General features: G+C 72.8%; 21 protein-coding genes. 10 read left to right on the top strand and 11 right to left on the bottom strand.

Annotated elements, in window-relative coordinates:
* Positions 1–454: 454 nt before the first annotated feature.
* On the bottom strand, positions 455–2,167 hold the full coding sequence (locus ACFWW9_RS40010; RefSeq protein WP_390387850.1) for an FAD-binding dehydrogenase: 1,713 nt from the start codon (positions 2,165–2,167) through the stop codon (positions 455–457).
* Positions 2,168–2,403: 236 nt separating this feature from the next.
* On the opposite strand from ACFWW9_RS40010, the gene ACFWW9_RS40005 reads away from it, so the two are divergent.
* On the top strand, positions 2,404–3,555 hold the full coding sequence (locus ACFWW9_RS40005; RefSeq protein WP_390387849.1) for a helix-turn-helix domain-containing protein: 1,152 nt from the start codon (positions 2,404–2,406) through the stop codon (positions 3,553–3,555).
* 8 nt (positions 3,556–3,563) lie between these two features.
* Here ACFWW9_RS40005 and ACFWW9_RS40000 read toward each other — a convergent pair whose 3' ends face one another.
* Positions 3,564–4,049: a carboxymuconolactone decarboxylase family protein gene (locus ACFWW9_RS40000; RefSeq protein ID WP_390387848.1), complete on the bottom strand. Its 486-nt coding sequence runs from the start codon at positions 4,047–4,049 to the stop codon at positions 3,564–3,566.
* Positions 4,050–4,217: 168 nt separating this feature from the next.
* Here ACFWW9_RS40000 and ACFWW9_RS39995 point away from each other — a divergent pair, with 168 nt between their 5' ends.
* From ACFWW9_RS39995 to ACFWW9_RS39985, 3 genes are all read left to right on the top strand, one after another.
* Complete coding sequence (locus tag ACFWW9_RS39995; protein WP_390387847.1) at positions 4,218–5,111, top strand: RNA polymerase sigma-70 factor; 894 nt, start codon at positions 4,218–4,220, stop codon at positions 5,109–5,111.
* An 85-nt stretch (positions 5,112–5,196) separates the two neighbouring features.
* Entirely contained in the window at positions 5,197–5,370 is a 174-nt protein-coding gene (locus ACFWW9_RS39990) for a CsbD family protein (RefSeq protein WP_390387846.1), read from the top strand.
* A 110-nt stretch (positions 5,371–5,480) separates the two neighbouring features.
* Positions 5,481–5,915, top strand: a complete 435-nt coding sequence (locus ACFWW9_RS39985; RefSeq protein WP_390387845.1) for an SRPBCC family protein — start codon at positions 5,481–5,483, stop codon at positions 5,913–5,915.
* On the opposite strand, the gene ACFWW9_RS39980 is transcribed toward ACFWW9_RS39985, so the two are convergent.
* Together ACFWW9_RS39980 and ACFWW9_RS39975 are read right to left on the bottom strand one after the other, a co-directional pair.
* Positions 5,906–7,489, bottom strand: coding sequence for a phytoene desaturase family protein (locus tag ACFWW9_RS39980; RefSeq protein WP_390387844.1), 1,584 nt, complete (start codon positions 7,487–7,489; stop codon positions 5,906–5,908). The two genes, ACFWW9_RS39985 and ACFWW9_RS39980, sit on opposite strands and share 10 nt — an antisense overlap.
* A complete protein-coding gene (locus ACFWW9_RS39975; RefSeq protein ID WP_390387843.1) occupies positions 7,486–8,418 on the bottom strand; it encodes a cytochrome P450 in 933 nt (310 codons plus the stop codon). The genes ACFWW9_RS39980 and ACFWW9_RS39975 overlap by 4 nt, the downstream gene beginning before the upstream one ends.
* A 111-nt stretch (positions 8,419–8,529) precedes the next feature.
* Between ACFWW9_RS39975 and ACFWW9_RS39970 the strand changes: the two genes are divergently transcribed.
* Positions 8,530–8,691, top strand: coding sequence for a hypothetical protein (locus tag ACFWW9_RS39970; protein WP_390387842.1), 162 nt, complete (start codon positions 8,530–8,532; stop codon positions 8,689–8,691).
* 7 nt (positions 8,692–8,698) lie between these two features.
* Here the strand turns inward: ACFWW9_RS39970 and ACFWW9_RS39965 are convergent, their stop codons facing one another.
* From ACFWW9_RS39965 to ACFWW9_RS39935, 7 genes are all read right to left on the bottom strand, one after another.
* On the bottom strand, positions 8,699–9,214 hold the full coding sequence (locus tag ACFWW9_RS39965) for a phosphoribosyltransferase family protein (RefSeq protein ID WP_390387840.1): 516 nt from the start codon (positions 9,212–9,214) through the stop codon (positions 8,699–8,701).
* A 48-nt stretch (positions 9,215–9,262) separates the two neighbouring features.
* Positions 9,263–10,258 carry an ABC transporter permease gene (locus ACFWW9_RS39960; protein WP_390387838.1) on the bottom strand — a complete coding sequence of 332 codons (996 nt, stop codon included), beginning with the start codon at positions 10,256–10,258 and terminating at the stop codon, positions 9,263–9,265.
* On the bottom strand, positions 10,255–11,775 hold the full coding sequence (locus ACFWW9_RS39955; RefSeq protein WP_390387836.1) for a sugar ABC transporter ATP-binding protein: 1,521 nt from the start codon (positions 11,773–11,775) through the stop codon (positions 10,255–10,257). Before ACFWW9_RS39955 ends, ACFWW9_RS39960 begins: the two co-directional genes overlap by 4 nt.
* Positions 11,772–12,731 carry a sugar ABC transporter substrate-binding protein gene (locus ACFWW9_RS39950; RefSeq protein ID WP_390387834.1) on the bottom strand — a complete coding sequence of 320 codons (960 nt, stop codon included), beginning with the start codon at positions 12,729–12,731 and terminating at the stop codon, positions 11,772–11,774. The genes ACFWW9_RS39955 and ACFWW9_RS39950 overlap by 4 nt, the downstream gene beginning before the upstream one ends.
* A 187-nt stretch (positions 12,732–12,918) precedes the next feature.
* Positions 12,919–13,665: a FadR/GntR family transcriptional regulator gene (locus ACFWW9_RS39945; RefSeq protein ID WP_390387833.1), complete on the bottom strand. Its 747-nt coding sequence runs from the start codon at positions 13,663–13,665 to the stop codon at positions 12,919–12,921.
* An 84-nt stretch (positions 13,666–13,749) separates the two neighbouring features.
* Positions 13,750–14,541, bottom strand: a complete 792-nt coding sequence (locus tag ACFWW9_RS39940; protein WP_390387831.1) for an HpcH/HpaI aldolase/citrate lyase family protein — start codon at positions 14,539–14,541, stop codon at positions 13,750–13,752.
* A complete protein-coding gene (locus ACFWW9_RS39935; protein ID WP_390387830.1) occupies positions 14,538–15,512 on the bottom strand; it encodes a MaoC family dehydratase in 975 nt (324 codons plus the stop codon). The genes ACFWW9_RS39940 and ACFWW9_RS39935 overlap by 4 nt, the downstream gene beginning before the upstream one ends.
* Before the next feature lie 149 nt (positions 15,513–15,661).
* On the opposite strand from ACFWW9_RS39935, the gene ACFWW9_RS39930 reads away from it, so the two are divergent.
* From ACFWW9_RS39930 to ACFWW9_RS39910, 5 genes are all read left to right on the top strand, one after another.
* Positions 15,662–16,864, top strand: a complete 1,203-nt coding sequence (locus ACFWW9_RS39930; RefSeq protein WP_390387829.1) for an MmgE/PrpD family protein — start codon at positions 15,662–15,664, stop codon at positions 16,862–16,864.
* Positions 16,864–18,051 carry a CaiB/BaiF CoA transferase family protein gene (locus ACFWW9_RS39925; RefSeq protein WP_390387828.1) on the top strand — a complete coding sequence of 396 codons (1,188 nt, stop codon included), beginning with the start codon at positions 16,864–16,866 and terminating at the stop codon, positions 18,049–18,051. The genes ACFWW9_RS39930 and ACFWW9_RS39925 overlap by 1 nt, the downstream gene beginning before the upstream one ends.
* 15 nt (positions 18,052–18,066) lie before the next feature.
* Positions 18,067–19,224, top strand: a complete 1,158-nt coding sequence (locus tag ACFWW9_RS39920) for an acyl-CoA dehydrogenase family protein (protein WP_390387827.1) — start codon at positions 18,067–18,069, stop codon at positions 19,222–19,224.
* Positions 19,225–19,262: 38 nt separating this feature from the next.
* On the top strand, positions 19,263–19,997 hold the full coding sequence (locus ACFWW9_RS39915; RefSeq protein ID WP_390387825.1) for a GntR family transcriptional regulator: 735 nt from the start codon (positions 19,263–19,265) through the stop codon (positions 19,995–19,997).
* An 84-nt stretch (positions 19,998–20,081) separates the two neighbouring features.
* Entirely contained in the window at positions 20,082–20,921 is an 840-nt protein-coding gene (locus ACFWW9_RS39910) for an LLM class flavin-dependent oxidoreductase (RefSeq protein WP_390387824.1), read from the top strand.
* The last annotated feature ends 21 nt before the right edge of the window (positions 20,922–20,942 follow it).

Here is a 20,942-nt window from a genome sequence, read left to right as displayed (position 1 = left end):
GGAAAGACGCCTTGACAAGACGAAAGAGGGTGGGGGCGCAAAAACAACCGGGGGCCGCCAGGGTTGGGGGTTAAAAGAACCTGCCGGCACGGTCCAGTCTTGGCGCGGTGCGAGTGCCGGCCGGGGGCCGGAAGATATTTGGTGCGGTTCCGAACGGTGCAGGTAGCGGCCGGGTCGGGTTGGTCACGGGGTTGGGTTGAGGCCGGGGGCCCGCTGGCTACGGCTGCCGATTTGCCCAGGCGGTGACGACCAGACCGGCAGTGCCTCAGTTGAAGGTTGCCTGCGGCAGACAGCTTGCAGTTGCTCGATCGAAGGGTTGCCTGCGGCAGGCCTGCTGCTCGTCGACGGCGCAGGGTTGCCTGCGGCAGCAGGCTTGATGGCCGATTGCCTACCTGCGTGGGCGGGCTGGGAGTAGAAGCCACCCAGCCCGCCCACGCTGGAACGGACAGCCGGGTCAGGCGCTCTCCGCCGCTGCGGCACGGCCGGTCTGGCGTCCGGTGAACAGACACCCGCCCAGGAACGTGCCCTCCAAAGCCCGGTACCCGTGAACACCTCCACCACCGAACCCCGCAACCTCACCAGCCGCGTAAAGCCCAGGCACCGGCTGACCCGCAGCGTTCAGCACCCGACCGGACAGGTCGGTTTGCAAGCCCCCCAACGTCTTCCGCGTAAGGATGTTCATGCGGATCGCGACCAGCGGACCCGCCGACGGGTCGAGGATCTTGTGCAGGGAGGCCGTGCGGGCCAGTTGGTCGCCGCTGTACGCGAGGGAGTTCCTGACACCCATGATCTGGGCGTCCTTGGTGAACGGGTTGTCCGTTTGCTGGTCTCGCAGGGTGATTTGCTTGCGCAGGGCGTCAACGCTGATGAGGTTGTTGCCTGCGATGCGGTTCATGCCTGCCACTAGGTCTGGGAGGGAGTTGGCTACTACGAAGTCCTCTCCCCTGTCCATGAAGGCCTTGACCGGCAACGGGGTGCTGTTGAGCAAGCGGCTGGCCAGGTAGGCGATCAGGTCCTTCCTGGTGAGTTCGGGGTTTTGTTCCGAGCCGGAGAGGACGAATTCCTTGTCGATGATCTTCTTGTTCAGGACGAACCAGGAGTACGGGTGTCCTGATCGTTGGATCAGGTCCAAGGTGCCCAAGGTGTCGTAGCTGGGGACGCCCGGTGTGGGGAAGCGGTGGCCCGTGGCGTCGAACCACAGTGACGACGGTGCCGCCAGTACGCGGATGCCGTGGCCCGGCCAGATGGGGGTGTGGTTGGTCAGGCCCTCCGTGTAATGCCACATGCGGTCCGGGTTGACCAAGCGTGCGCCTGCCAGCTCGCTGATGGCGAGCATGCGGCCGTCCACGTGTGCCGGGACGCCGGTGATCATGCGGGTGGGTGGGGTGCCCAGGCGGGACGGCCAGTTGCGGCGGACGAGGTCCTGGTTGCCGCCTATGCCTCCTGAGGTGACGATGACCATGGGGGCGTAGAGCTCGAAGTCCGCGACTTTTGTGCGTGAGCTGGGAGTGCCTCTGGTGGCTGTGCTGGGTTGGAGGACGCTGCCGCGTACGCCGGTGACCGCGCCGTTCGTGGTGATGAGGGCGTCCACCTGGTGGCGGAAGCGGAAGGTGACCTGGCCTCGTGCCGCTGCCGCGCGGACGAGTTTTTCGAAGGGTTCCATGACGCCGGGGCCGGTGCCGAGGGTCAGGTGGAAGCGGGGGACGGAGTTGCCTGGGCCGTCTGCTGATTGGCCGCCGCGTTCCGCCCAGCCGACGATCGGGACCCAGCTCATGCCCAGGCCTGCCAGCCAGGAGCGTTTCTCGCCCGCGGCGAACTCGAGGTACTTCTCGGCCCACTTGGCGGCCCAGTAGTCCTCGCCCAGGGGGTTGTCGACGCCTCGGTCGAAGCCTGCTGTGGCGAACCAGTCGGACTTGGCCAGGTCGAGGGAGTCCTTGATTCCTGCCAGTCTTTGTTCGTTGGAGTTGACGAAGAACAGGCCGCCCAGCGACCAGAAGGCCTGGCCGCCGAGGCTGGCTTCGGGTTCCTGGTCCAGCAGGAGGACTTTGCGGCCTGCCGCTGCCAGTTCCGAGGTTGCCACGAGGCCTGCGAGGCCGGAGCCGATGACGATCACGTCGGCGTCGGTTCTGGGGGCTGCGCTCGCTTGGCCGAAGCCGAGGGTGGTCATGGTCGTGGCGGCGGCCAGAGCGCCTCCGGCCGCGAGGAGGTGGCGGCGGCTGATGTCCCTGCTGTGAGGTGAACTCATCGTTGAGCCCTTCAGGGGAACGAGCGGTCGGCGGCGTGGACCCGGCGGTTACTGTCGAGTAGACACGTAACCAGTGCGGGGACGGGCGGGGGTAGGGTCTCGTCCCCAAACGCCGTCGACCCCGTTGTGCGCCGGCCACAACGACGTCCGGAGGTGCCGTGCGGGATCAGCGGACGACGGCGTTCGCGTTGCGGGTCATGGGGGCGATGGCCGCCGACGCCGGGGTGCTGACGCGAGTCGTCGAGGCCGCGCGGGAGAACTCGCCCGAGGTCGCCCGGTTGCCGGAGGCGGAGAACCGGCGGCACATCGCCACGCTGCTCGCCGAAGGGGCCGCGCACCTGCAAGGCGGTGGTGACGGGGACTTCTCGGCGGCGCAGGCGTTGGGGGCCGACCGGGCGGCGCAAGGGGTGTCGATCGCGGGGTTGTTGCGCGGGGTGCACGCCGGGCGGGCCGAGGTGATCCGCGCCGGGGTGGAGTTCGCGCGGGCGACCGGGGTGGACGACTCGACGATCCTGGACTTCATCGTGGACGTGGACTCGTACGTGGCGGCGGTCGAGCGCCACATCATCAGCAGCTACCACACGGCCGAGCTGCGGCTGTCGCGCACGGCGCGAGACCTGAACACGCAGGTGTTGCGCGGGCTGCTGGTGCCGGACGGGGGTTTTCCCGAGCCCGCGCTGCTGGCGCGGGTGGGGATTCGGGCGGACAGCCGGTACCACTGCGTGGTCTCCGACGTGACGGATCCCAGCCTGGCGCGGACGCTGGAGCAGCGGCTGCTGGCGTTCGGCGGGGTGTACGGGCTGGTCGAGGGGCGGCTCGTGGGGGTGAGTCGGCACGAGCCGTGCCCGCCGGACGAGGGGGCGTTGCTGGTGCTCTCCCCCGCCGGGCCGCTGACCGGGCTGCGCGGGATGCACGCGTTGTGCGTGCAAGCCCTCGCGGTCGCGTCGGCGCGGGGCGCGCACGGGGTGCGGCCGCTCGTCGACCTCGCGGTGGAGACGGCGCTGGCCGCGCAGCCCGCGATGGCGGCCACCCTGGCCGACGAGTTCCTGCGGCCGCTGGACCCCAAGAGCGCGTTCCACCACGAGCTGGTCGCGACGGCGTTGTGCTACCTCGACCACGGGCGGCGGATCGGCGCGGCGGCGGCCGTGCTGCACCTGCACGCCAACACCGTCCGCTACCGCCTCGACCGGCTGGCGGAGCTCACCGACGTCGACCTGGCCGACGTCCCCGGCCGGTCCCACGTGCTCACCACCCTCGGGACGTGGTGGGCGCTGCGCACGTGGAGCGACCGCGGGACGCCGGGGAGGTGACCCGGCCGTCAGCGCTTCATGGCGTCGAACATGCCCGGCTCGTACGAGCCCGCCGGGGTGCGCGCGATGACGTTGAGCCGGTTGGCCGCGTTGATCAGGGCGAGCAGGCAGAGCAGACCGGCGATCTGGTCGTCGTCGTAGTGCTTGCGCACCGCGGCCCACGTGTCGTCCGACACGCCCTGGTGGGTGTCGGCGAGCCGGGTCCCCTCCTCGGCGAGCGCCAACGCGGCGCGTTCCGCGTCGGTGAACACGGTGGCCTCGCGCCAGGCGGCGACGAGGTTGAGCCGGACCGCCGACTCGCCCGCGGCGGCCGCGTCCTTGGTGTGCATGTCGGTGCAGAAGCCGCAGCCGTTGATCTGGCTGGCGCGCAACGACACCAGCTCCTGGGTGGCCTTGGGGAGGGGCGACTGGTCGATGACCAGGCTGGCCGCCACGAAGCGCTTGCCGAACTTCGCGGCGATGTCGTTGCCGAACAGGTCGAATCGGGCGTTCATGATCTCGTCCTCACTCGTGGTGTCGCACTGGATGACCACAAGACGCACCGCACCCCGTGCGCCGTGACAGGGCGGGAGGGTGACGAGGGCAACAGGGCGGTGCTGTCACAGAACGGCGGCGGCCGGCGTCTGCTGGACGTCACAGCTGGGGAGTGAACAGGAGTCACCATGCGCCCGAACGACCAATCCGCCACGACGGCCTTCGTCGCCCACCGGAACCTGCTGTTCACCGTGGCCTACGAGATGCTGGGCTCCGCGGCCGACGCGGAGGACGTGTTGCAGGAGACGTGGCTGAAGTGGGCGGGCGTCGACCTCGACACCGTGCGGGACCAGCGCGCGTACCTGGTCCGGATCACCACCCGGCAGGCACTCGACCGGCTGCGCGCGCTCGGCCGCCGCAAGGAGACCTACGTCGGGCCCTGGCTGCCCGAGCCGCTGCTGACCGCGCCGGACGTGGCGGAGGACGTCGAACTGGCCGAGAACGTGTCCATGGCGATGCTGCTGGTCCTGGAGACGCTCGCGCCGACCGAACGGGCGGTGTTCGTGCTGCGCGAGGTGTTCGACCTGGGGTACGACGAGATCGCCGACGCCGTCGACAAGACCCCCGCCGCCGTGCGCCAGATCGCGCACCGGGCGCGGGCGCACGTCGCGGCCCGCCGACCGCGCGAGGTCGTGTCCCCGACCGAGAACCTCGCCGCGTTCGAGGCGTTCCGGCGGGCCGCGGAGACCGGTGACCTGAACGGCCTGCTCGCCCTGCTCGCGCCGGACGTGGTGTTCCTGGCCGACGGCGGCGGGGTCAAGCAGGCCGTGCCGCGACCGGTCGTGGGGGCGGACAAGGTGGCCCGGCTGATGGTCATCGGACTGGGCCGCATCGCCGAGACGACGATGTCCCTGGGCACGGTGCAGGTCAACGGCCACCCGGCGCTGGTCGTCCGGCAGGACGGCGAGATCGACACCGTGATGGCGCTCCGCGTGGACGGCGGGCTCGTGACCGGTGTCTACGCCGTCCGCAACCCGGCGAAGCTGTCGCACGTGGACCGGGAGACGGCCCTGCACCGCTGACCCCCGTTCGAGCGGTTTGCCGTTGCGCGACAGGGGGCATCCCCGGTTCAGCACCGCTTCCGCGAACCGAGAGAAGGCGAACACCATGGGGCTCGACGACAAGTTCGACGCCAAGGCCGATCAGCTCAAGGGCAAGGCCAAGGAAGGCGTCGGCAGCGCGACGGACGACGAGGGCCTCGAGGCCGAGGGCAAGGGCGACCAGGCCAAGGGCCACGTGAAGGAAGCCGTGGAGAAGGTCAAGGACATCTTCAAGGGCTGACCGCGTTTCGAGAGCTTTCCGTGGCCGGGCGACCAGGGGTCGTCCGGCCACGACGCGTTTCGGGTCCTCTGTGGAGGGTTCCGCCGCTCCGGGCGGGGTATCCGAGTGGCATGTCAACGGTCGAGATCGAGATCCCCAGCCCACCGGAGCAGGTGTACGCCGTGCTCGCCGACGGCTGGACGTACGCGGGGTGGGTGGTCGGCGCGACGCACATCCGCGACGTGGACGAGCACTGGCCCGAGGTCGGCTCCCGGATCCACCACAGCGTCGGCGCGTGGCCGTTGCAGCTCCAGGACGAGACGCGGGTGCGCTCGGTGAAGCCGGGCACGTCGCTCGACCTGGACGCCAAGGCGTGGCCCTTCGGCGTCGCGCACGTGCGGTTCGAGCTGAGCCCCACGCCCAACGGCGGCACGCGGGTCACCATGGCGGAGAAGGCGGTCAGCGGTCCCGGCGCGCTGCTGCCGGAGGCGGCGCAGGCGTTGTTCCTGGCACCGCGCAACACCGAGACCCTCAAACGGCTGGCGGACGTGGTCGCTCACCGGTAGACGGCCCGCAGCGCGGCGCCCACCACCGCCCGGTAGGCGCCGCCCGCGTGGCCGTCGCGCGCGAGCGCGGCCCGTGCCGCGTTCGCCCCGCACGCGCCGTGCACACCGCCGCCCGGATGCGCCGACGCGCCCGCCAGGAACAGCCGGTCGACGGGGGTGTCCGAACGGGACAGTCCCGGCGTCGGGCGGAACACCAGCTGCTGGTGGATGCTCGACGTGCCCGCGTTGATGGCCCCTCCGACCACGCTGGGGTTGCGCTCCTCCAAGTCCGCAGGCCCGCTCACGGCGCGCGCGAGCACCAAGTCGCGGAATCCCGGCGCGTGCCGCTCCACGACCTCCTCGACGCGGTCGGCCTGCCGCTGGAGCCGGTCCGGCGACCACACCTCGTCGCGCGGCACGTGCGTGTAGGCCCAGACCGACTCCGTGCCCGCGGGCGAGCGGGTCGGGTCGGCCGTGGTCATCTGGCCCAGCAGCAGGAACGGCGTGCTCGGCACCCGGTCGCACGCCAGGTCGTTCGCGAAGCCCGCCAGTCCGTCGAGGTCGGCTCCCAAGTGGACGGTCCCCGCCAGCCGGGCGTTCTCCGACGTCCACGGGATCGGCCCGGACAGCGCCCAGTCGACCTTGACCGTGGCGTCGTCCCACTCGAAGTCGGCCAGGTCCTCCAGCAGGCGCGCGGGCAGGTGCTCCTCCCCGACCAGGTCCAGGTACAGCAGCGGCGCGGGCACGTCGGCCAGCACCGCCTTGCGGGCGCGCACCAGCCCGCCCTGCGCGTCCCGCACGCCCAGCGCGCGGCCACCGGCCACGACCACCTGCCGCACGGGCCGTCCGCACTCCACCCGGCCGCCGCGGGATTCGAGCCTGCGCACGAGGGCGGCGATCACCTCCCCCGCGCCGCCCTGGGGCACCGGGAACCCGACCTCCTGGCCGAGCATCGCGAGCAGCCAGCCGAACACGGCCCCGCCCGCCTGGTCCGGGCCGAGGTCGGTGTGCAGGGCGTTGCCCGCCAGCAGGATCCGCGCGCCGTCGCCGTGGAAGCGCTCCGCCCCGAACCGGCGCACCGGCTGCACGGCCATCCGCGCGAACCGCAGCCCCTCGGCCACGCCCAGTTCCCGCAGCAGCCGCGTCCCCGAGCGGACCGGCGGGAACGGTCCGAGGAGCGCGCCGAGCAGGTCGTCGCGGAGGCGCTGCCACCGGGCGAACTCGGCCAGCCACGCGTCACCGTCGCGCGCGTCGAACTCCCCCACCGACGCGGCCGTCCGCTCCAGGTCCCTGGACAGCAGGGCGGACCGGCCGTCGGGGAACACGTGCGCGAGCACCTCCGGGGCGTGCGACCAGCGCAGGCCGTGGTCCTCCAGTCCAAGCGCGCCCAGGGCGGGCGAGGCGACGCCCAGCGGGTAGAAGGCGCTGAACAGGTCGTTGCGGAAGCCCGGCGCGGTGATCTCCGCGGTCCGGACCGCCCCGCCGGGCGTCTCGGCGGCTTCCAGCACCAGCACGTCCCAGCCCTGGTCGGCCAGCACGTTGGCGGCGACCAGGCCGTTGGGCCCCGAGCCGATGACGACCGCGTCGACGGTCACCGGGCCCGCAGGCAGAACGAGAGGGCGAGGTGGTTCACCGTCGCGGGGACGTCCGGGGTCATCGAGACGGCCGAGGTGGGCACGGCGGTGTGGTGCTCCAGCAGCGCCGCGAGGGCCGTGGTGGCCGCGTCGAGGTCGTAGCCGAAGGGCCTCAGCGCCGGGTTCTCCTCGGCTTCGCCGTCGAGCCAGATCCGCGGCTGGAAGCGGTTGGCGTAGGTGAGGGTCTGCCAGTCGCGGTGGAAGAACGGGGTGTGCACGACCAACGTGGTGCCAGCGGGCAGTTCCACGTCACCCCAGGTCGTGGGCTCGGTGGTGCGGTGGACCAGCAGCGGCTCGGCGGGCCACAGCCGCCCGGACTCCAGCACCGCGGCGCGCGTCTGGTCCAGCTCGTGCGGGTGGTCCTGGTCGAGTTCCGCCCGCAGGGGTTCGGCCTCGTGCGGGTAGGAGGCCACCAGGTGCAGCGCGCGGAACGCGACCACGGCGGTGGCGTCGGCCTGGGGCCATCCTCCGGCGAAGCACGCCCAGTCCAGCGACCCGGTCGCGTCGGCGTGGCGCACCACGAGGTCCATGCCGTGCCGCACGGCCGTCCGGTCGACCACGGCGGGCTCGGGGACCCGGTCGAGGACGCGGGCGACGTCGGTCGGGTCGACCAGCAGCACCACGTCCCGCCCCGCGATCCGCAGTCGGACCGGCGCGCCGTCGTGCTCGGTCCGAAGGTGCTGCATCGCGCCGATGGCCGAGGCGTCCCACTGGCGTTTCTGGGCGACCGCGAGCCCGGCCCGGCCGTGGGCGGCCAGCGCGGGCAGCACCACCTGCCGCGCGACGCGGAGCGCGTCCGAGGTGGACGCGCGCACCGGCGACTTGCCCGTGGCGGACGCCCTCACGCGGCGCGGGTGGTGCAGCGGGTGCGTGGACAGGTGTTCGGCCATGTGCCGGGGATACCGCACGCCGACCGGCGCAAACCGCCGAAGTTTGCCCGTCACCCGTCGGGGAACCCCAGGCCGCCGGGCGTGCGGCCCGGCCAGGACCGAGGAGTGGGCGTGACCGAAGGCGTGCAGGACGTCGACACGGCGAAGATGGACGAGGAACTCGCCCGGACGCAGGAGTTGATCGACGAGGCCAAGGAGTCGGCCGAGGAACTGGCCGAGACCAACCCCGACCCGTACGAGACCGACGCCGAGGTCCGCGAGGACACCCGGTAGGAGCTGGTCAGGGCAGGTCGTCGGCGGTCACGAGGGCGTGGACCGGCAGCAGGCCCGGTGACCGGAACTGGTCGACGACCACGGCGCACCCGACCAGGTCCGCGCCCGCCGCGACCAGCAGGTCCCGCACCGCCAGCGCCTGGCTGCCGGTCTCGATCCAGTCGTCCACGAGCAGGAGGCGGTCGCCCGGCGCGACCGACGCCCGCTGGATCCGCAGCGCGTGCCGGATCCCCCGGTAGTCCGGGGCCGTCTCCCGGACGAGCTTCTCCCCCGGCAGCATCCCGGCCGCCTTGCGCACCGGGACGAACCCCACCCCGAGTTCCACCGCGGCGGCCCCGCCGAGCAGGAACCCGCGCGACTCGATCCCGCACACGGCCGTGATGCCGGCCTCCCGGAACGGCGACACCAGCGCGTGGACGGCGGCCTTGAAGGCGGGCCCGTCGCGGAACAGCGGCCACAGGTCCGCGTGGCCGCCGACCCACCGGAACCGGTCCAGCACGAGCTCGCGCGCGGTGGTCGTCATGACGCCGGATCCTCACGCACCCGCCGCGCCGGGGCGACCGGGTTTCGGTCACCGACGCCGACCCGAGCGCTTGAAGCGCTGCCGCAGGGTGGCGAGCGCCACGGCGACCAGCAGCATCAGTCCACTCGCGACGGTCTGGTAGTAGCTCGGCACGGCCAGCAGGACCATGCCGTTGTTGAGGGTGCCGACGATGAGCACGGCGAGGAACGTGCCGCGGATGCGGCCGGTCCCGCCGAGGATGCTCGTGCCGCCCAGGAGCACGGCCGTGATGACCTGGAACTCGTAGGTCGTCGCCGCGCCGGAGGCCGCCGAGCCCGCCATGCCGACGAGCAGGATGCCCCCGACCGCGGCGAACAGTCCGCTGACGGCGAAGATCCCGATCTGGTAGCGCCCGATCGGCAGCCCGGCCAGCAGGCTGGCCCTGGGGTTCGCGCCGATCGCGAACAGGTTGCGGCCGACCACCGTGTACCGGGCGACGAACGCGGCCGCGCCGAACGCCGCCAGCATGACCAGCACGCTGTACGGGACGCCGAGGAGCCTGCCCGAGCCGAGGCCGAGCAGGAAGTCGTCGCGCACGAGGATCTCGCTGCCGTCGGTGATGACGTAGGCGATGCCGCGGAACACCGAGAGCGCGCCGATCGTGGTGATGATCGGGTTGACGCCGAGCACGACGCTGAAGACGCCGTTGAAGAACCCTCCCGCCAGGCCGATCAGCAGGCCGCCGAGGATCGCCACGCCGACCGGCCAGCGACCGATCTCGGTGAACCACACCGTCGACACGGCCGACAGCGCGGCGGCGCTGCCGACGGACAGGTCGAGTGCGCCGGTGGTGAGGATGAGCGTGCCGACGGCGGCGATGGTGCCGACCACGCTCACGGCCATGAGGAGGTTGGTCAGGTTCCCGGCCGTGAGGTAGTACGGCGACGCCACGCCGAAGAACGCCGCCAGCGCGAGCAGCACCCCGAGCAGCGCGCCGTCCTCGACGCGGTCCGGGGTGAGCAGCGTCCGACGTCGGGGCGCGGTCACCGGGAGTGCTTCGGTCATCGGACGGGCTCCTTCACGGGGGCGGGTGGGCGGAGGGCCGTCGCGGTCAGGGCGGCCTCGGTGACCGCGGCCCCGGCGAGTTCGCCGACGACCCGGCCGCGGGACAGGACGTAGACGCGGTCGCAGACCGCCGCGGTCTCCTCCGGGTCGGCGCTGAACAACACCACCGCCCGCTCGTGGTCCACTGTGGACACCCAGTCGCGCAGGCGGTGGTGGATCTCGGCCTTCGCGCCGACGTCGACGCCCCTGGTCGGCTCGGTGAGCAGCAGCAGGCGGAGGTCGGGGCGGCGCATCCACCGGGCCAGCACCACCTTCTGCTGGTTGCCGCCGGACAGCTCGTTCGCGGGCTGTCCGGCCGAGCGCAAGGCGACCCCGGCGGCGCGCAGCACGGCGTCGGCCAGGCGGACCTCGGCGCGTGGCGCGACGAGCCCGCGGCTGCCCCGGTCCGGTGCGCCGAGCAGCAGGTTCTCCGCCAACGGGAGGCCGAGGGCCAGTCCTTCGTCCTTGCGGTCGGCCGGGACGAACCCCGTTCCGCGCGCGATCGCCTCGCGCGGGGAACGGGGAGCCGTGCGCGCGCCACCGGACTCGACCGTGCCGACGACGTCGTGGCGCAGCCCGAACACCGCTTCGGCGAGCTGCTGCTGACCCGCGCCCAGCAGGCCGAAGAACCCGACCACCTCCCCGGCACAGGCGTGCGCGGTGACGTCGTGGACCACGCCGACGCCCACGCCGTCGAGGGACAGGATCCGGTGCCCGCCAACGGGAACCGCGTGCCGGACCACCTCGTCAGGCACGTGCCCGACGATCTCGGCGATCAGCGTGTCCCTGGTGTGCGCGGACCGGGGGCCGTGGCTGACGCGCTCGCCGTCGCGCAGCACGGTCACGTCGTCGGCGATGGCGAGCACCTCGTCGAGCCGGTGGCTCACGTAGAGCACCGCCACCCCCTGCCGGGCGATGCGCCCGACGAGGTCGAGGAGCCGGTCGATCTGCGCGGGCGGCAGGGCGGCCGTGGGCTCGTCCATCACCAGCACGCGGGTGTCGCCCGGCGACAACGCGCGGGCGATCTCCACGAGCTGCTGGTCGGCCACCTCCAGCTCGCCGACCCGGTCGTCGAGGCCGAACTCCGCGCCCACGAGGTCCAACGCCCGCTGGGCCGTGGCGCGCAGCCGGTCGCGGCGCAGCACGCCCCATCGGGTCCCCGGCAGCCTGCCGAGCGCCAGGTTCTCGGCGACCGACAGCACCGGGGCGAGTTCCAACTCCTGGTGCAGCACGCTGATGCCGAGCCGTCGCGCGTCGGCGGGGTGGGCGAGGTCGACCGTGCGGCCCTCCCACGCCAGGGTGCCCGCCGTCGGCCGGACGAGCCCGCCGAGGCACTTGATCAGCGTGCTCTTGCCCGCCCCGTTCTCGCCCAGCAGCGCGTGCACCCGGCCGGCGCGCAGGACCAGGTCGACGTCCCGGAGGGCGTGGACGCCGCCGAACCGGACGTCGATCCCCCGCGCTTCCAGCACGGCCGTCATGACGGGTACAGCTCGTCGACGTTGGACGGGTCCACGAACCGCACCTTGGACGGCTCGCTGAGGTCCGGGACCTTCTCGCCGCCGAGGACCTTCCCGCCCAGCGCCACGATCTCGCCGCCCCAGCTGTCCGGGAACAGGCTGGCGGTGCCCACGACCGCCCCGCCCGCCTTGCGGATCTCGGGGAGGATCGAGGCCTCGCCGCCGGTGCTGGCGATGAGCACGTCCTGCTCACGGCCCGCGGCGCGGGCGGCGTTGACGGCGGCGATCGAGTACTGGTCCAGGTGCGACCAGATCAGCAGCTTGCGGTCGGGGTTCGAGACCAGGAACGAGTTCACGACCTGCGTCGCGACCGCGGTGTCGTTCTTGTCCGCGCCCTGCACGATCTCGATGCTCGGGAACGCCTTCTTCAGCGCCGCCTCCGCGCCCGCCCCGCGGGCGAGGTTCGCCGCGCCGCCCTCGGGGAAGTTGAGGATCAGCGCCTTGGTGACCGCGGCCGGGCCGAAGCGCTCGGTCGCGGCCTTGGCCAGCCCCTCGCCGCCCAGCGTGCCGACCTTGGTGTTGTCGATCGCGTAGAGGGGCGCGCCGTCGGTGGGGAACTGGACGCTGAGCACCGGCACGTGGGCGTCGGCCATGATCTTGCTGATCTGCTTGTTGCTCTCGGGGTGCAGGTTGTACTCGATGAACAGCGCGGGCTTGCGGACGGCCGTCGTCCGCGCGTGCTCCACGGCGGTCGTCGCGTCGGCCTTGTTGTCCAGGACCGTGAGGTCCCAGCCCTTCTCCTGCGCGGCTTTCTGCACCGACGCCGTGACGGCGGCCGAGAAGCCGATCCCGCCGGACGCCTGGGCGAACACCACCTGCGGTCTGCCCGGTTGCGCAGCCGGTGCGGCGCCGCAGGCTGCCACCAGTGCCAGCGCGCCGACCGCGGCCAGTGATCTCCAGACCGTGAACTTGGACATCGTCGTCTCCGTTCGACTGCTGCGCCTCGACTCCACCCCGAGCCAAAATTGGCTAAGCCGCTTGGCCAATATGCTGGGATCCGGTCAGGAGCTTTGTCAACAGCCGAGACGACATCGGAACACGCGAAAAAAGCCGCCACCACCGTGCGGGACGGTGGTGGCGGCGTTCGGTCGGGCGTTCGGGGCGTCAGCCGCCCATGTGGGCGACCAGTGCGTCCTGGTGGGTCTTCAACGCGGCGAGCAGCGCGTCCCGGTCACCGGCGCGCAGCGCGGCGACCACGGGCTCGTGCAGCGCGATCTGCTTCTCGAACTCCGCGCCCTTGAGCCACTTCGGCAGTTCGTTGGCGGCTATCCACCGCTCGTACGCCTTGCCGACCACGGCCCCGTGCGCGCTCTCGAACAGGCTCGTCAGGTACCGGTTCCCGGCGAGCCGGATCAGCTCGACGTGGAAGTTGGTGTCCGCCGCGATCCACTCGGGGGCGCTCCCCCGCGCGCGCCGCAACCGGGCCAGCGCCTCCTCCAACGCGGTGGTGTCCAAGGACTCCGCGCTCAGGATGTCGCTGACGGCCCCCTGCTCCAGCAGGTAGCGCAGCTTGACCATCTCGTCGACCGAGTCGGGCTCCAGCATGATCATCATCTGGAAGCTCTCGCCGACCGCCGCCCCCGGCTTGCGCAGCACGAACGCGCCCGCCCCCGGCCGGATGTCGATCAACCCCATCACCGCGAGGCTGCGCAACGCCTGGCTCACCGTCGGCCGTGAACTGCCGACCAGTTCGGCCAGCCGCCGCTCGCTGGGCAGCCGAGCGCCCTCGGCGAGGTCGTTGGCGACGATGTAGTCGCGCACCTGGTCGGCCACGCGGTCGGCGATGCGGCTGACCGGCTCCACCTGGAAGGTGCGCGCGAACTGGTCGTCCAGCGCGCGCTTCCCGGACACGTCTGCCACTCCACCACCCGGTTCACCTGGTTCACAGTGGCCAATTGGCCTGGCCAGTACCGTAGGGGCGGCGGATCACCGCGGTCAAGGCGACGCGCGGTCGAGCAGGCGGCGGGCGCGCAGCAGGACCGGGCGGTCGACCATCCGCCCCCGGTGGGCGACCGCGGAGCCGTCCCCGGCCGCCGCGACGACCTCCCGAGCCCATGCCACCTGGTCCGGGGTCGGGGCCAGGGCCGCGTGCACGACGGCGATCTGACGGGGGTGGACGCAGAGCTTGCCGGTGAACCCCAGGTCGACGGCGTGCCGCGTGTCGTCGGCGAGCAGGTCCGGATCGTCCAGCGCGGTCGTGACGCCGTCCAGCGGGGGCGCGCACCCCGCCGCGGCGGACGCCAGCACCAACGCCGTGCGCACGGCCAACAGTGCTTGCCGGGAGGACGGGTCGACGCCGAGTTCGGCGGACAGGTCGATGTGCCCGAAAGCCGCCCGCACCACGCCGGGGGCTTCGCAGATCCGCCGCGCGTCCAGGACTCCGGCGGTGGTCTCGACCAGGACGATGACGGCCGTGCCCAGCGCCTCCGCGTCGTCCGGGCTTTCGGCCTTGGGCAGCATGATCGCCCGTGGCCGACCCGCCAGCGCGGTGACATCTGCCTCGTGCCACGGCGTGCCGACGGCGTTGATCCGCACCACGGCGTCGTTCCCGGCGTCGAGCCACGCCACGACGTGCTCGCGCGCGGTGTCCTTGCGGTCTGGGGCGACGGCGTCCTCCAGGTCGAGCACGACCGCGCCCGCGCCCGCGGCCGCCGCCTTGGCAAACCGGTCAGGCCGGTCGCCGGGCACGAACAGCAGCGTGCGCGCGTCGGCGAGACCGCGGGTCACGCGAACACCGCCGCGCACCGCCACCGCTGCACCGGCCCGGACTCGGACTCGGTCTCCACGAGCAGCCACGCCAGACCACCCCCGGCGGGCAATGATTCGGTCGACTCCACGGTCACGGTGCTGGTCAGCGAGTCGCCCTCGTGCACGGGAGCGAGGTGGTCGCAGCCGTCCCAGGCCACGACGGTCACGAGGGTCGGCAGCGCCCGGCAGACCTGCGCGAACGCGATCCCGACGGTGTGCCCGCCGTAGACCAGCCGCCGCCCGCCCGCAGCGGCCGCGTCGTGGTGCACGGCCGCGGTGTTGAGCGTGAGCCGGGCCAGTTCGGGCGCGGAACCCACCACGTCCGCCCCGACCACGCGCACCACCCGACCGGGGTGGAGATCGGCGAAGTGCTCACCCCGCACCCGGTCGCGGAACACGTCCAGCCGCCACGACGCCACCGCCGCGCCCGTGCCCACTGTGGACGCCGTGCCCTCGTCCAGCGGCTCGTGGTGACCCGTGTCGACGTCCGGGTCGCCCAGCGGGATCATCGCGCAGCGGCGGAAGTCGAGCACCGGGCGGGAGTCCTGGTCGACCGTGCGGATCCGCAGCACCGCCAGCCCGGTGGGCCGCCTGCCCGGCTTCGGCCGGTTCTGCCGCAGCCCCACGACCTCCGTCGTGGTGGACAGCGTGTCGCCGATCAACGGGAACCGGTGGAACACCAGGTCGCGGTAGAACAGGTTGGCGCGCACGTGGTGGGTCACCAGGGTCGACTGCCCGATCGCCAGGTCCCACACGAGCGCCGGGTGGACCAGGGGCGCTCCCCCGGTGACGGCGCGCGCCAGCCCCTCGTCCAGCGGCAGCCGGAGCCGGTCGCCGACGATCGCCTGGTGCGTCGCGGCATGACCGGTGGTCACGGTGACCGACGGGGCGGTGTCGAACACCGCGCCGAGCGCGAGTTCTTCGAAGAACGGTCCCTGCGCGAGTTCCACCGGCGTTCTCCTTGAGGGTCGATTTGTACGGCCAAATCTCCCCTGAGTGCCACCGCCATGTCAACGAGGCCCGCACAAGTCACACCGCAGAGCGTTGACAGGACCGGAGCAAGCTTGACAAATTGGCCGTACATATCTGAGGAGCGCCGATGGGATCGATCGCCGAAACCCTGGCCGGGTGGGCTCACGACCTCGTGCCCACCGCGGACGACCTGGCCCTCGCCGACCGCTCGTTGCGCGACACGGTGGCCGTGACCCTCGCCGCGCGCACGGATCCCCTGGCCACGCTCGTCGCCGGACAACCAGACGCCGCGCGCTGGGCGGCGGTGGGCCACGTCCTGGACTTCGACGACCTCCACCTGCCGTCCACGGCCCACATCAGCGTGGTGTGCGTGCCCGCGACGCTCGCGGTCGGCGGTGACGCCCGCGCGTACCTCGCCGGAGCCGGGGTGATGGCCCGCCTCGGTGTCGCGCTCGGCTGGGACCACTACTCGGCGGGCTGGCACGCCACCTGCACCGCGGGAGCGCCCGCCGCCGCTGTCGCCGCCTCGGTGGCGCTGGGCCTGGACGCGGAGCGGATCGCTACCGCGATGGCACTGGCGATCCCCGCGGCCGGAGGCGTGCAACGGGCGTTCGGCACGTCCGCCAAGGCCCTCCAAGTCGGCTTCGCCGCCGACGCGGGCGTGCGCGCCGCCCGACTGGCCGCCGCCGGGGCGACGGCGGACCCGCTCGCGGTGGACGACTGGCTGCGGCTCCTCGGCGGCGACCCGGACCGCGTGGACGTGACCGGTCCCGCGATCCCCGGCGGACTGGCGGTCAAGGTGTTCCCCTGCTGCTACGCCCTCCAACGGCCCATCAGCGCCCTTCTGGGCCACGAGCTGACCACCGGCGACGCCACCGCGATCCACGTGCGCACCCCGGCGAGCGCCGTGCGGCCGTTGGCGCACCACCGGCCGACGACCGGCCTCCAGGCCAAGTTCAGCCTGGAGTACGCCCTCGCCTCCGCGCTGCTGGACCCCTACCCCGGTTTCGCCGCCTTCGCCGACGCCGCCGTCGCCCGCCCCGAGGCGCAACGCCTGCTGCGCCTGGTGACGACCACCGAGACCCCCGGCGGTGACGGGTTGCTGGCGGGCTCCACCGACATCACCGTCACCACGGCCGACGGCACGCGCCACGACGTGAGCCTGTCCCGACCGACCGGCTCACCCGACCGGCCGCCGTCACCGTCCGATGTGGACGCCAAGATCGCCGACTGCGGCCCCGACGTGCCCGCCCTGCTGGCCGGGCTCGACTGGGCGCGGGCCGCGGCGGTCCTGACCGAGCACGTGCCCGCCGACCGAGGAGTCCGCTGATGGCCCTGCCGCCGCCCCTGAGCGGGGTGACCGTCGTCAGCCTCGAGCAGGCCGTCGCCGCGCCCTACGCGACCCGCCAGCTCGCCGACCTCGGCGCGCGGGTGATCAAGGTCGAACGGCCGGGCGGCGGGGACTTCGCCCGCCGGTACGACGAGACCGTGCACGGCCAGTCCAGCTACTTCGTGTGGCTCAACCGGTCCAAGGAGTCGCTCACCCTGGACGTGAAGAAACCCGCCGGGCGCGCGGTCCTGGAGGAACTGCTGGCCGACGCGGACGTGCTGGTGCAGAACCTCGGTCCTGGTGCGGCCGCCCGGCTGGGCGTCGACGCCGCCGCGCTCGCCGAGCGGCACCCGCGGCTGATCGTGTGCACGATCTCCGGGTACGGCGGGGACGGGCCGTGGGCCGACCGCAAGGCCTACGACCTGCTGGTGCAGGCCGAGACCGGGCTGGTGTCGTTGACCGGCGGTCCCGACGAGCCCGCGAAGGCGGGGATCTCGGTGGCCGACATCGCCGCCGGGGCGCACGCCTACAGCGGCGTCCTCGCGGCGCTGTACCGGCGGGCGACCACGGGGCACGTGTCGGCCGTGGACGTGTCGCTGTTCGAGGCGCTGGCCGAGTGGATGGGGTCGCCCGCCTACTACACCCGCTACGGCGGGACGCAGCCCGCGCGGGTGGGCGCGCAGCACGCGACCATCGCGCCCTACGGCCCGTACACCGCCGCGGACGGCGAGACCGTGCTGCTGGCGATCCAGAACGAGCGCGAGTGGGACGCCTTCTGCCTCACCGTCCTGGACGACCCGGCGCTCGCGGTCGACCCGCGGTTCGCGACCGGCTCCGCCCGCGTCGCCCACCGGGAGGCGCTCAACGCCGTGGTGGCGGCGCGGTTCGCCGGGCTCGACACGGCGACGGCGGTGGCCCTGCTCGACCGGGCGGGCGTCGCCAACGCGCGGCTGAACACCGTGGCCCAGTTCCTCGACCACCCCGTGCTCGCGGCCCGCGGCCGGTGGCGGACGGTCGGCACGCCCGGCGGTGACGTCGAGGCGCTGCTGCCGCCCGCCGACCTGCGCGACCACGACCCGGTGATGGACCCGGTACCCGCGCTCGGCGAGCACACCGACGACATCCTGCGGTCCCTTGGCCGCTCCGACCCCGCCATCGCCGCGCTGCGCGCCGATGGCGTCATCTGACCCGAGGACGGCGACGTGACCAGGCTCAACGAGGAAGAACAGGCGATCGTCGACACCGTGCGCGACTTCGTGGACCGCGAGGTCCGCCCGGTCGCCCGCGACCTCGACCACGGGAACACCTACCCGGAGAAGCTGATCGAGCAGATGAAGCGGCTCGGCGTGTTCGGGCTCGCGATCCCCGAGCCCTACGGCGACGTGGCGGTGTCCGCGCCCTGCTACGTGGAGGTCACCGAGCAGCTGGCCCGCGGCTGGATGAGCCTGGCGGGCGCGATGGGCGGGCACACCGTCGTCGCGAAGCTGCTGCTGGCGTTCGGCACCGAGGAGCAGAAGCGGCGGTACCTGCCGAGGATGGCGACCGGCGAGGTGCGCGCGACGATGGCGCTCACCGAGCCGGGCGGCGGCTCGGACCTCCAGGCGCTCACCACGCACGCTCGGCGCGACGGCGACGACTACGTGGTGAACGGGTCCAAGACGTGGATCACCAACGCCCGCCGCTCGCAGCTGATCGCGCTGCTGTGCAAGACGGACCCGAAGGCCGAGCCGAAGCACCGGGGCATCAGCATCCTGCTCGTCGAGCCCGGTCCGGGGTTCACCGTGTCCAAGGACCTGCCGAAGCTGGGCTACAAGGGCGTCGAGAGCTGCGAGCTGTCGTTCGCGGACTACCGGACGTCCGCCGACGCGCTGCTCGGCGGCGTCGAGGGCCGCGGGTTCGCGCAGATGATGAAGGGGTTGGAGATCGGCCGCATCCAGGTCGCGTCCCGCGCGCTGGGCGTGGCGCGCGCCGCGCTGGACGACTCGCTGAAGTACGCGCAGGAGCGCGAGTCGTTCGGCAAGCCGATCTGGCGGCACCAGTCCGTCGGCAACCACCTCGCCGACATGGCCACGAAGTACACCGCGGCCCGCCAGCTCGTGCTGATGGCCGCCGAGCGCTACGACGCGGGCGACCGGTGCGACCTGGAGGCGGGGATGGCGAAGCTGTTCGCCTCCGAGGCGGCGATGGAGATCGCGCTCACCGCCGTGCGCGTGCACGGCGGCTACGGCTACTCCACCGAGTTCGACGTCGAGCGCTACTTCCGCGACGCCCCGCTGATGATCGTCGGCGAGGGCACGAACGAGATCCAGCGCAACGTCATCGTGGCGCAGCTCGTGGCCAGGGGAGGCGTGACGACCTGACACAATCGGCTTCCGACGACAGGGGCGGCGAGGTGGCGGTGACGAGCGAGGCGGCGTACAAGGTGCTCGCGCGCACGCTGCGGTCCGCGCTGCTCCAGCGGCGCTACGCGGACGGCTCGCCGCTGCCCACCGAGGCCCAGTTGGCGGCCGAGCACGACGTCAGCAGGCAGACCGTCCGGCGCGCGTTCCACGACCTGGTCGCCGAGGGGTTGGTGCACCGCGTGCCGGGGCGCGGCACGTTCGCCAGCCCCAGGGACGGCCGGTACCTGCGCCAGTTCGGCTCCATCGAGGACCTGATGGGCCTGTCGCAGGACACCCGGCTGGAGGTGCTGCGACCGCTGCGCCGCCAGGTGGACGTGGAGGCGGCGGGCAGGCTGCGGCTGGAGACCGACGCCGTGCACACGGTCGTGTTCCTGCGCTCGCACAACGGCGAACCGTTCTGCCACACCACCGTGCACCTCTCCCCCGCCGCGGGCGCGGCGCTCGCGGGCGTGCCGGAGCTGGGCGCGGCGGGCGCGGACAGCGAGGTCACCGTCATCGGCCTGCTGGACACGCGGCTGCCGGAGCCGATCGCCGAGGCGGAGCAGAGCATCACCGCGGCGGCGGCCGATCCGGCGCTGGCCGCCGCGCTGGGGTGCCCGGTCGGGGCTCCCCTGCTGCGGATCGACCGGATCTACCTCACCACCTCCGGTGTGCCCGTGGAGCTGGCCGTCAGCCACTTCCTGCCGGAGCAGTACTCGTACCGCGTGAAGCTGCGCCGCGGTCTCGGCTGATCCCCGCTCGACAGGTCTTCTTCCGGCCTGCCCTCCTGTGCTTGAATTGGCAAAGTGGCTTGGCCAATTCAAGGGATGGTGACCATGGACGTCGGCGTGGGTCTGCCCAACACCGTCGTGGGAGTGACCCGGCGGGAGCTGCTGGACTGGGCGGTGCGGGCCGAGGAGCTGGGCGCGAGTTCGGTGGCGTGCGTCGACCGGCTGGTGTACCCGAGCTGGGACACCCTCACCGCGCTCGCGGCCGCCGCGGCGGTGACCGAGCGGGTCGACCTGCTCGCGAGCGTGCTCGTGGCCCCGTTGCGCACCAACACCGCGCTGCTGGCGAAGCAGGTGCAGACCGTGGACGCCCTCAGCGAGGGCAGGCTGGTGCTCGGTGTGGGCGTGGGGCGGCGGCCGGACGACTACGAGCGCTCCGGCGTCGACTTCCACCGCCGGGGTCGGGTCCTCGACGCCACGCTGACCGAGCTGGCCGGGTTCGCGGCGGGTGAGGTCGGGCCGGGTGGGACGCCCACCCGCGTGCTCGTCGGCGGGCAGTCCGAGGCCACGCTGCGCAGGCTCGCCACCCACGGGGAGGGCTGGATCGCCGCCGCGGGCCTGGGCGGCTGGGCGGGCGCGCTGGAGTTCGCCGACCGGGTGCGGCAGGCGTGGACCCGGCCGGGGAAGCCTCGTCTGGTGGCGACCGTCTACACCGCGGGCGGGCCGGACCCGCTGGACCGGGCGGCGGAGTACGTGCACGCCTACTACGGCTTCCTGGGCGCGGCCAAGGCGTCCGAGCTGGCCGCGCACGTGCTCACCGACCGCGCCCGGCTGGTGGAGGCCCGTGACAAGCTGGCCGCCGCCGGGTTCGACGAACTGGTGCTGCTGCCCACGTCCGCGCGCCTCGACGACCTGGAACCGTTGGCGCACCTGCTCTCCACGACGTGAACGAGCGCGAGACCCGACACC

It is taken from the genome of Umezawaea sp. NPDC059074, assembly GCF_042738955.1.
Taxonomy (GTDB): domain Bacteria; phylum Actinomycetota; class Actinomycetes; order Mycobacteriales; family Pseudonocardiaceae; genus Umezawaea.
This window is presented reverse-complemented; position numbering and strand designations above follow the sequence as displayed.

Excerpts from the sequence above, each read along its gene's own strand:
- ACFWW9_RS40010 (WP_390387850.1), bottom strand. The coding sequence starts at position 2,167 with ATGACCACCCTCGGCTTCGGCCAAGCGAGCGCAGCCCCCAGAACCGAC.
- ACFWW9_RS40000 (WP_390387848.1), bottom strand. The coding sequence starts at position 4,049 with ATGAACGCCCGATTCGACCTGTTCGGCAACGACATCGCCGCGAAGTTC.
- ACFWW9_RS39995 (WP_390387847.1), top strand. The coding sequence starts at position 4,218 with ATGCGCCCGAACGACCAATCCGCCACGACGGCCTTCGTCGCCCACCGG.
- ACFWW9_RS39990 (WP_390387846.1), top strand. The coding sequence starts at position 5,197 with ATGGGGCTCGACGACAAGTTCGACGCCAAGGCCGATCAGCTCAAGGGC.
- ACFWW9_RS39985 (WP_390387845.1), top strand. The coding sequence starts at position 5,481 with ATGTCAACGGTCGAGATCGAGATCCCCAGCCCACCGGAGCAGGTGTAC.
- ACFWW9_RS39975 (WP_390387843.1), bottom strand. The coding sequence starts at position 8,418 with ATGGCCGAACACCTGTCCACGCACCCGCTGCACCACCCGCGCCGCGTG.
- ACFWW9_RS39965 (WP_390387840.1), bottom strand. The coding sequence starts at position 9,214 with ATGACGACCACCGCGCGCGAGCTCGTGCTGGACCGGTTCCGGTGGGTC.
- ACFWW9_RS39960 (WP_390387838.1), bottom strand. The coding sequence starts at position 10,258 with ATGACCGAAGCACTCCCGGTGACCGCGCCCCGACGTCGGACGCTGCTC.
- ACFWW9_RS39955 (WP_390387836.1), bottom strand. The coding sequence starts at position 11,775 with ATGACGGCCGTGCTGGAAGCGCGGGGGATCGACGTCCGGTTCGGCGGC.
- ACFWW9_RS39950 (WP_390387834.1), bottom strand. The coding sequence starts at position 12,731 with ATGTCCAAGTTCACGGTCTGGAGATCACTGGCCGCGGTCGGCGCGCTG.
- ACFWW9_RS39930 (WP_390387829.1), top strand. The coding sequence starts at position 15,662 with ATGGGATCGATCGCCGAAACCCTGGCCGGGTGGGCTCACGACCTCGTG.
- ACFWW9_RS39925 (WP_390387828.1), top strand. The coding sequence starts at position 16,864 with ATGGCCCTGCCGCCGCCCCTGAGCGGGGTGACCGTCGTCAGCCTCGAG.
- ACFWW9_RS39910 (WP_390387824.1), top strand. The coding sequence starts at position 20,082 with ATGGACGTCGGCGTGGGTCTGCCCAACACCGTCGTGGGAGTGACCCGG.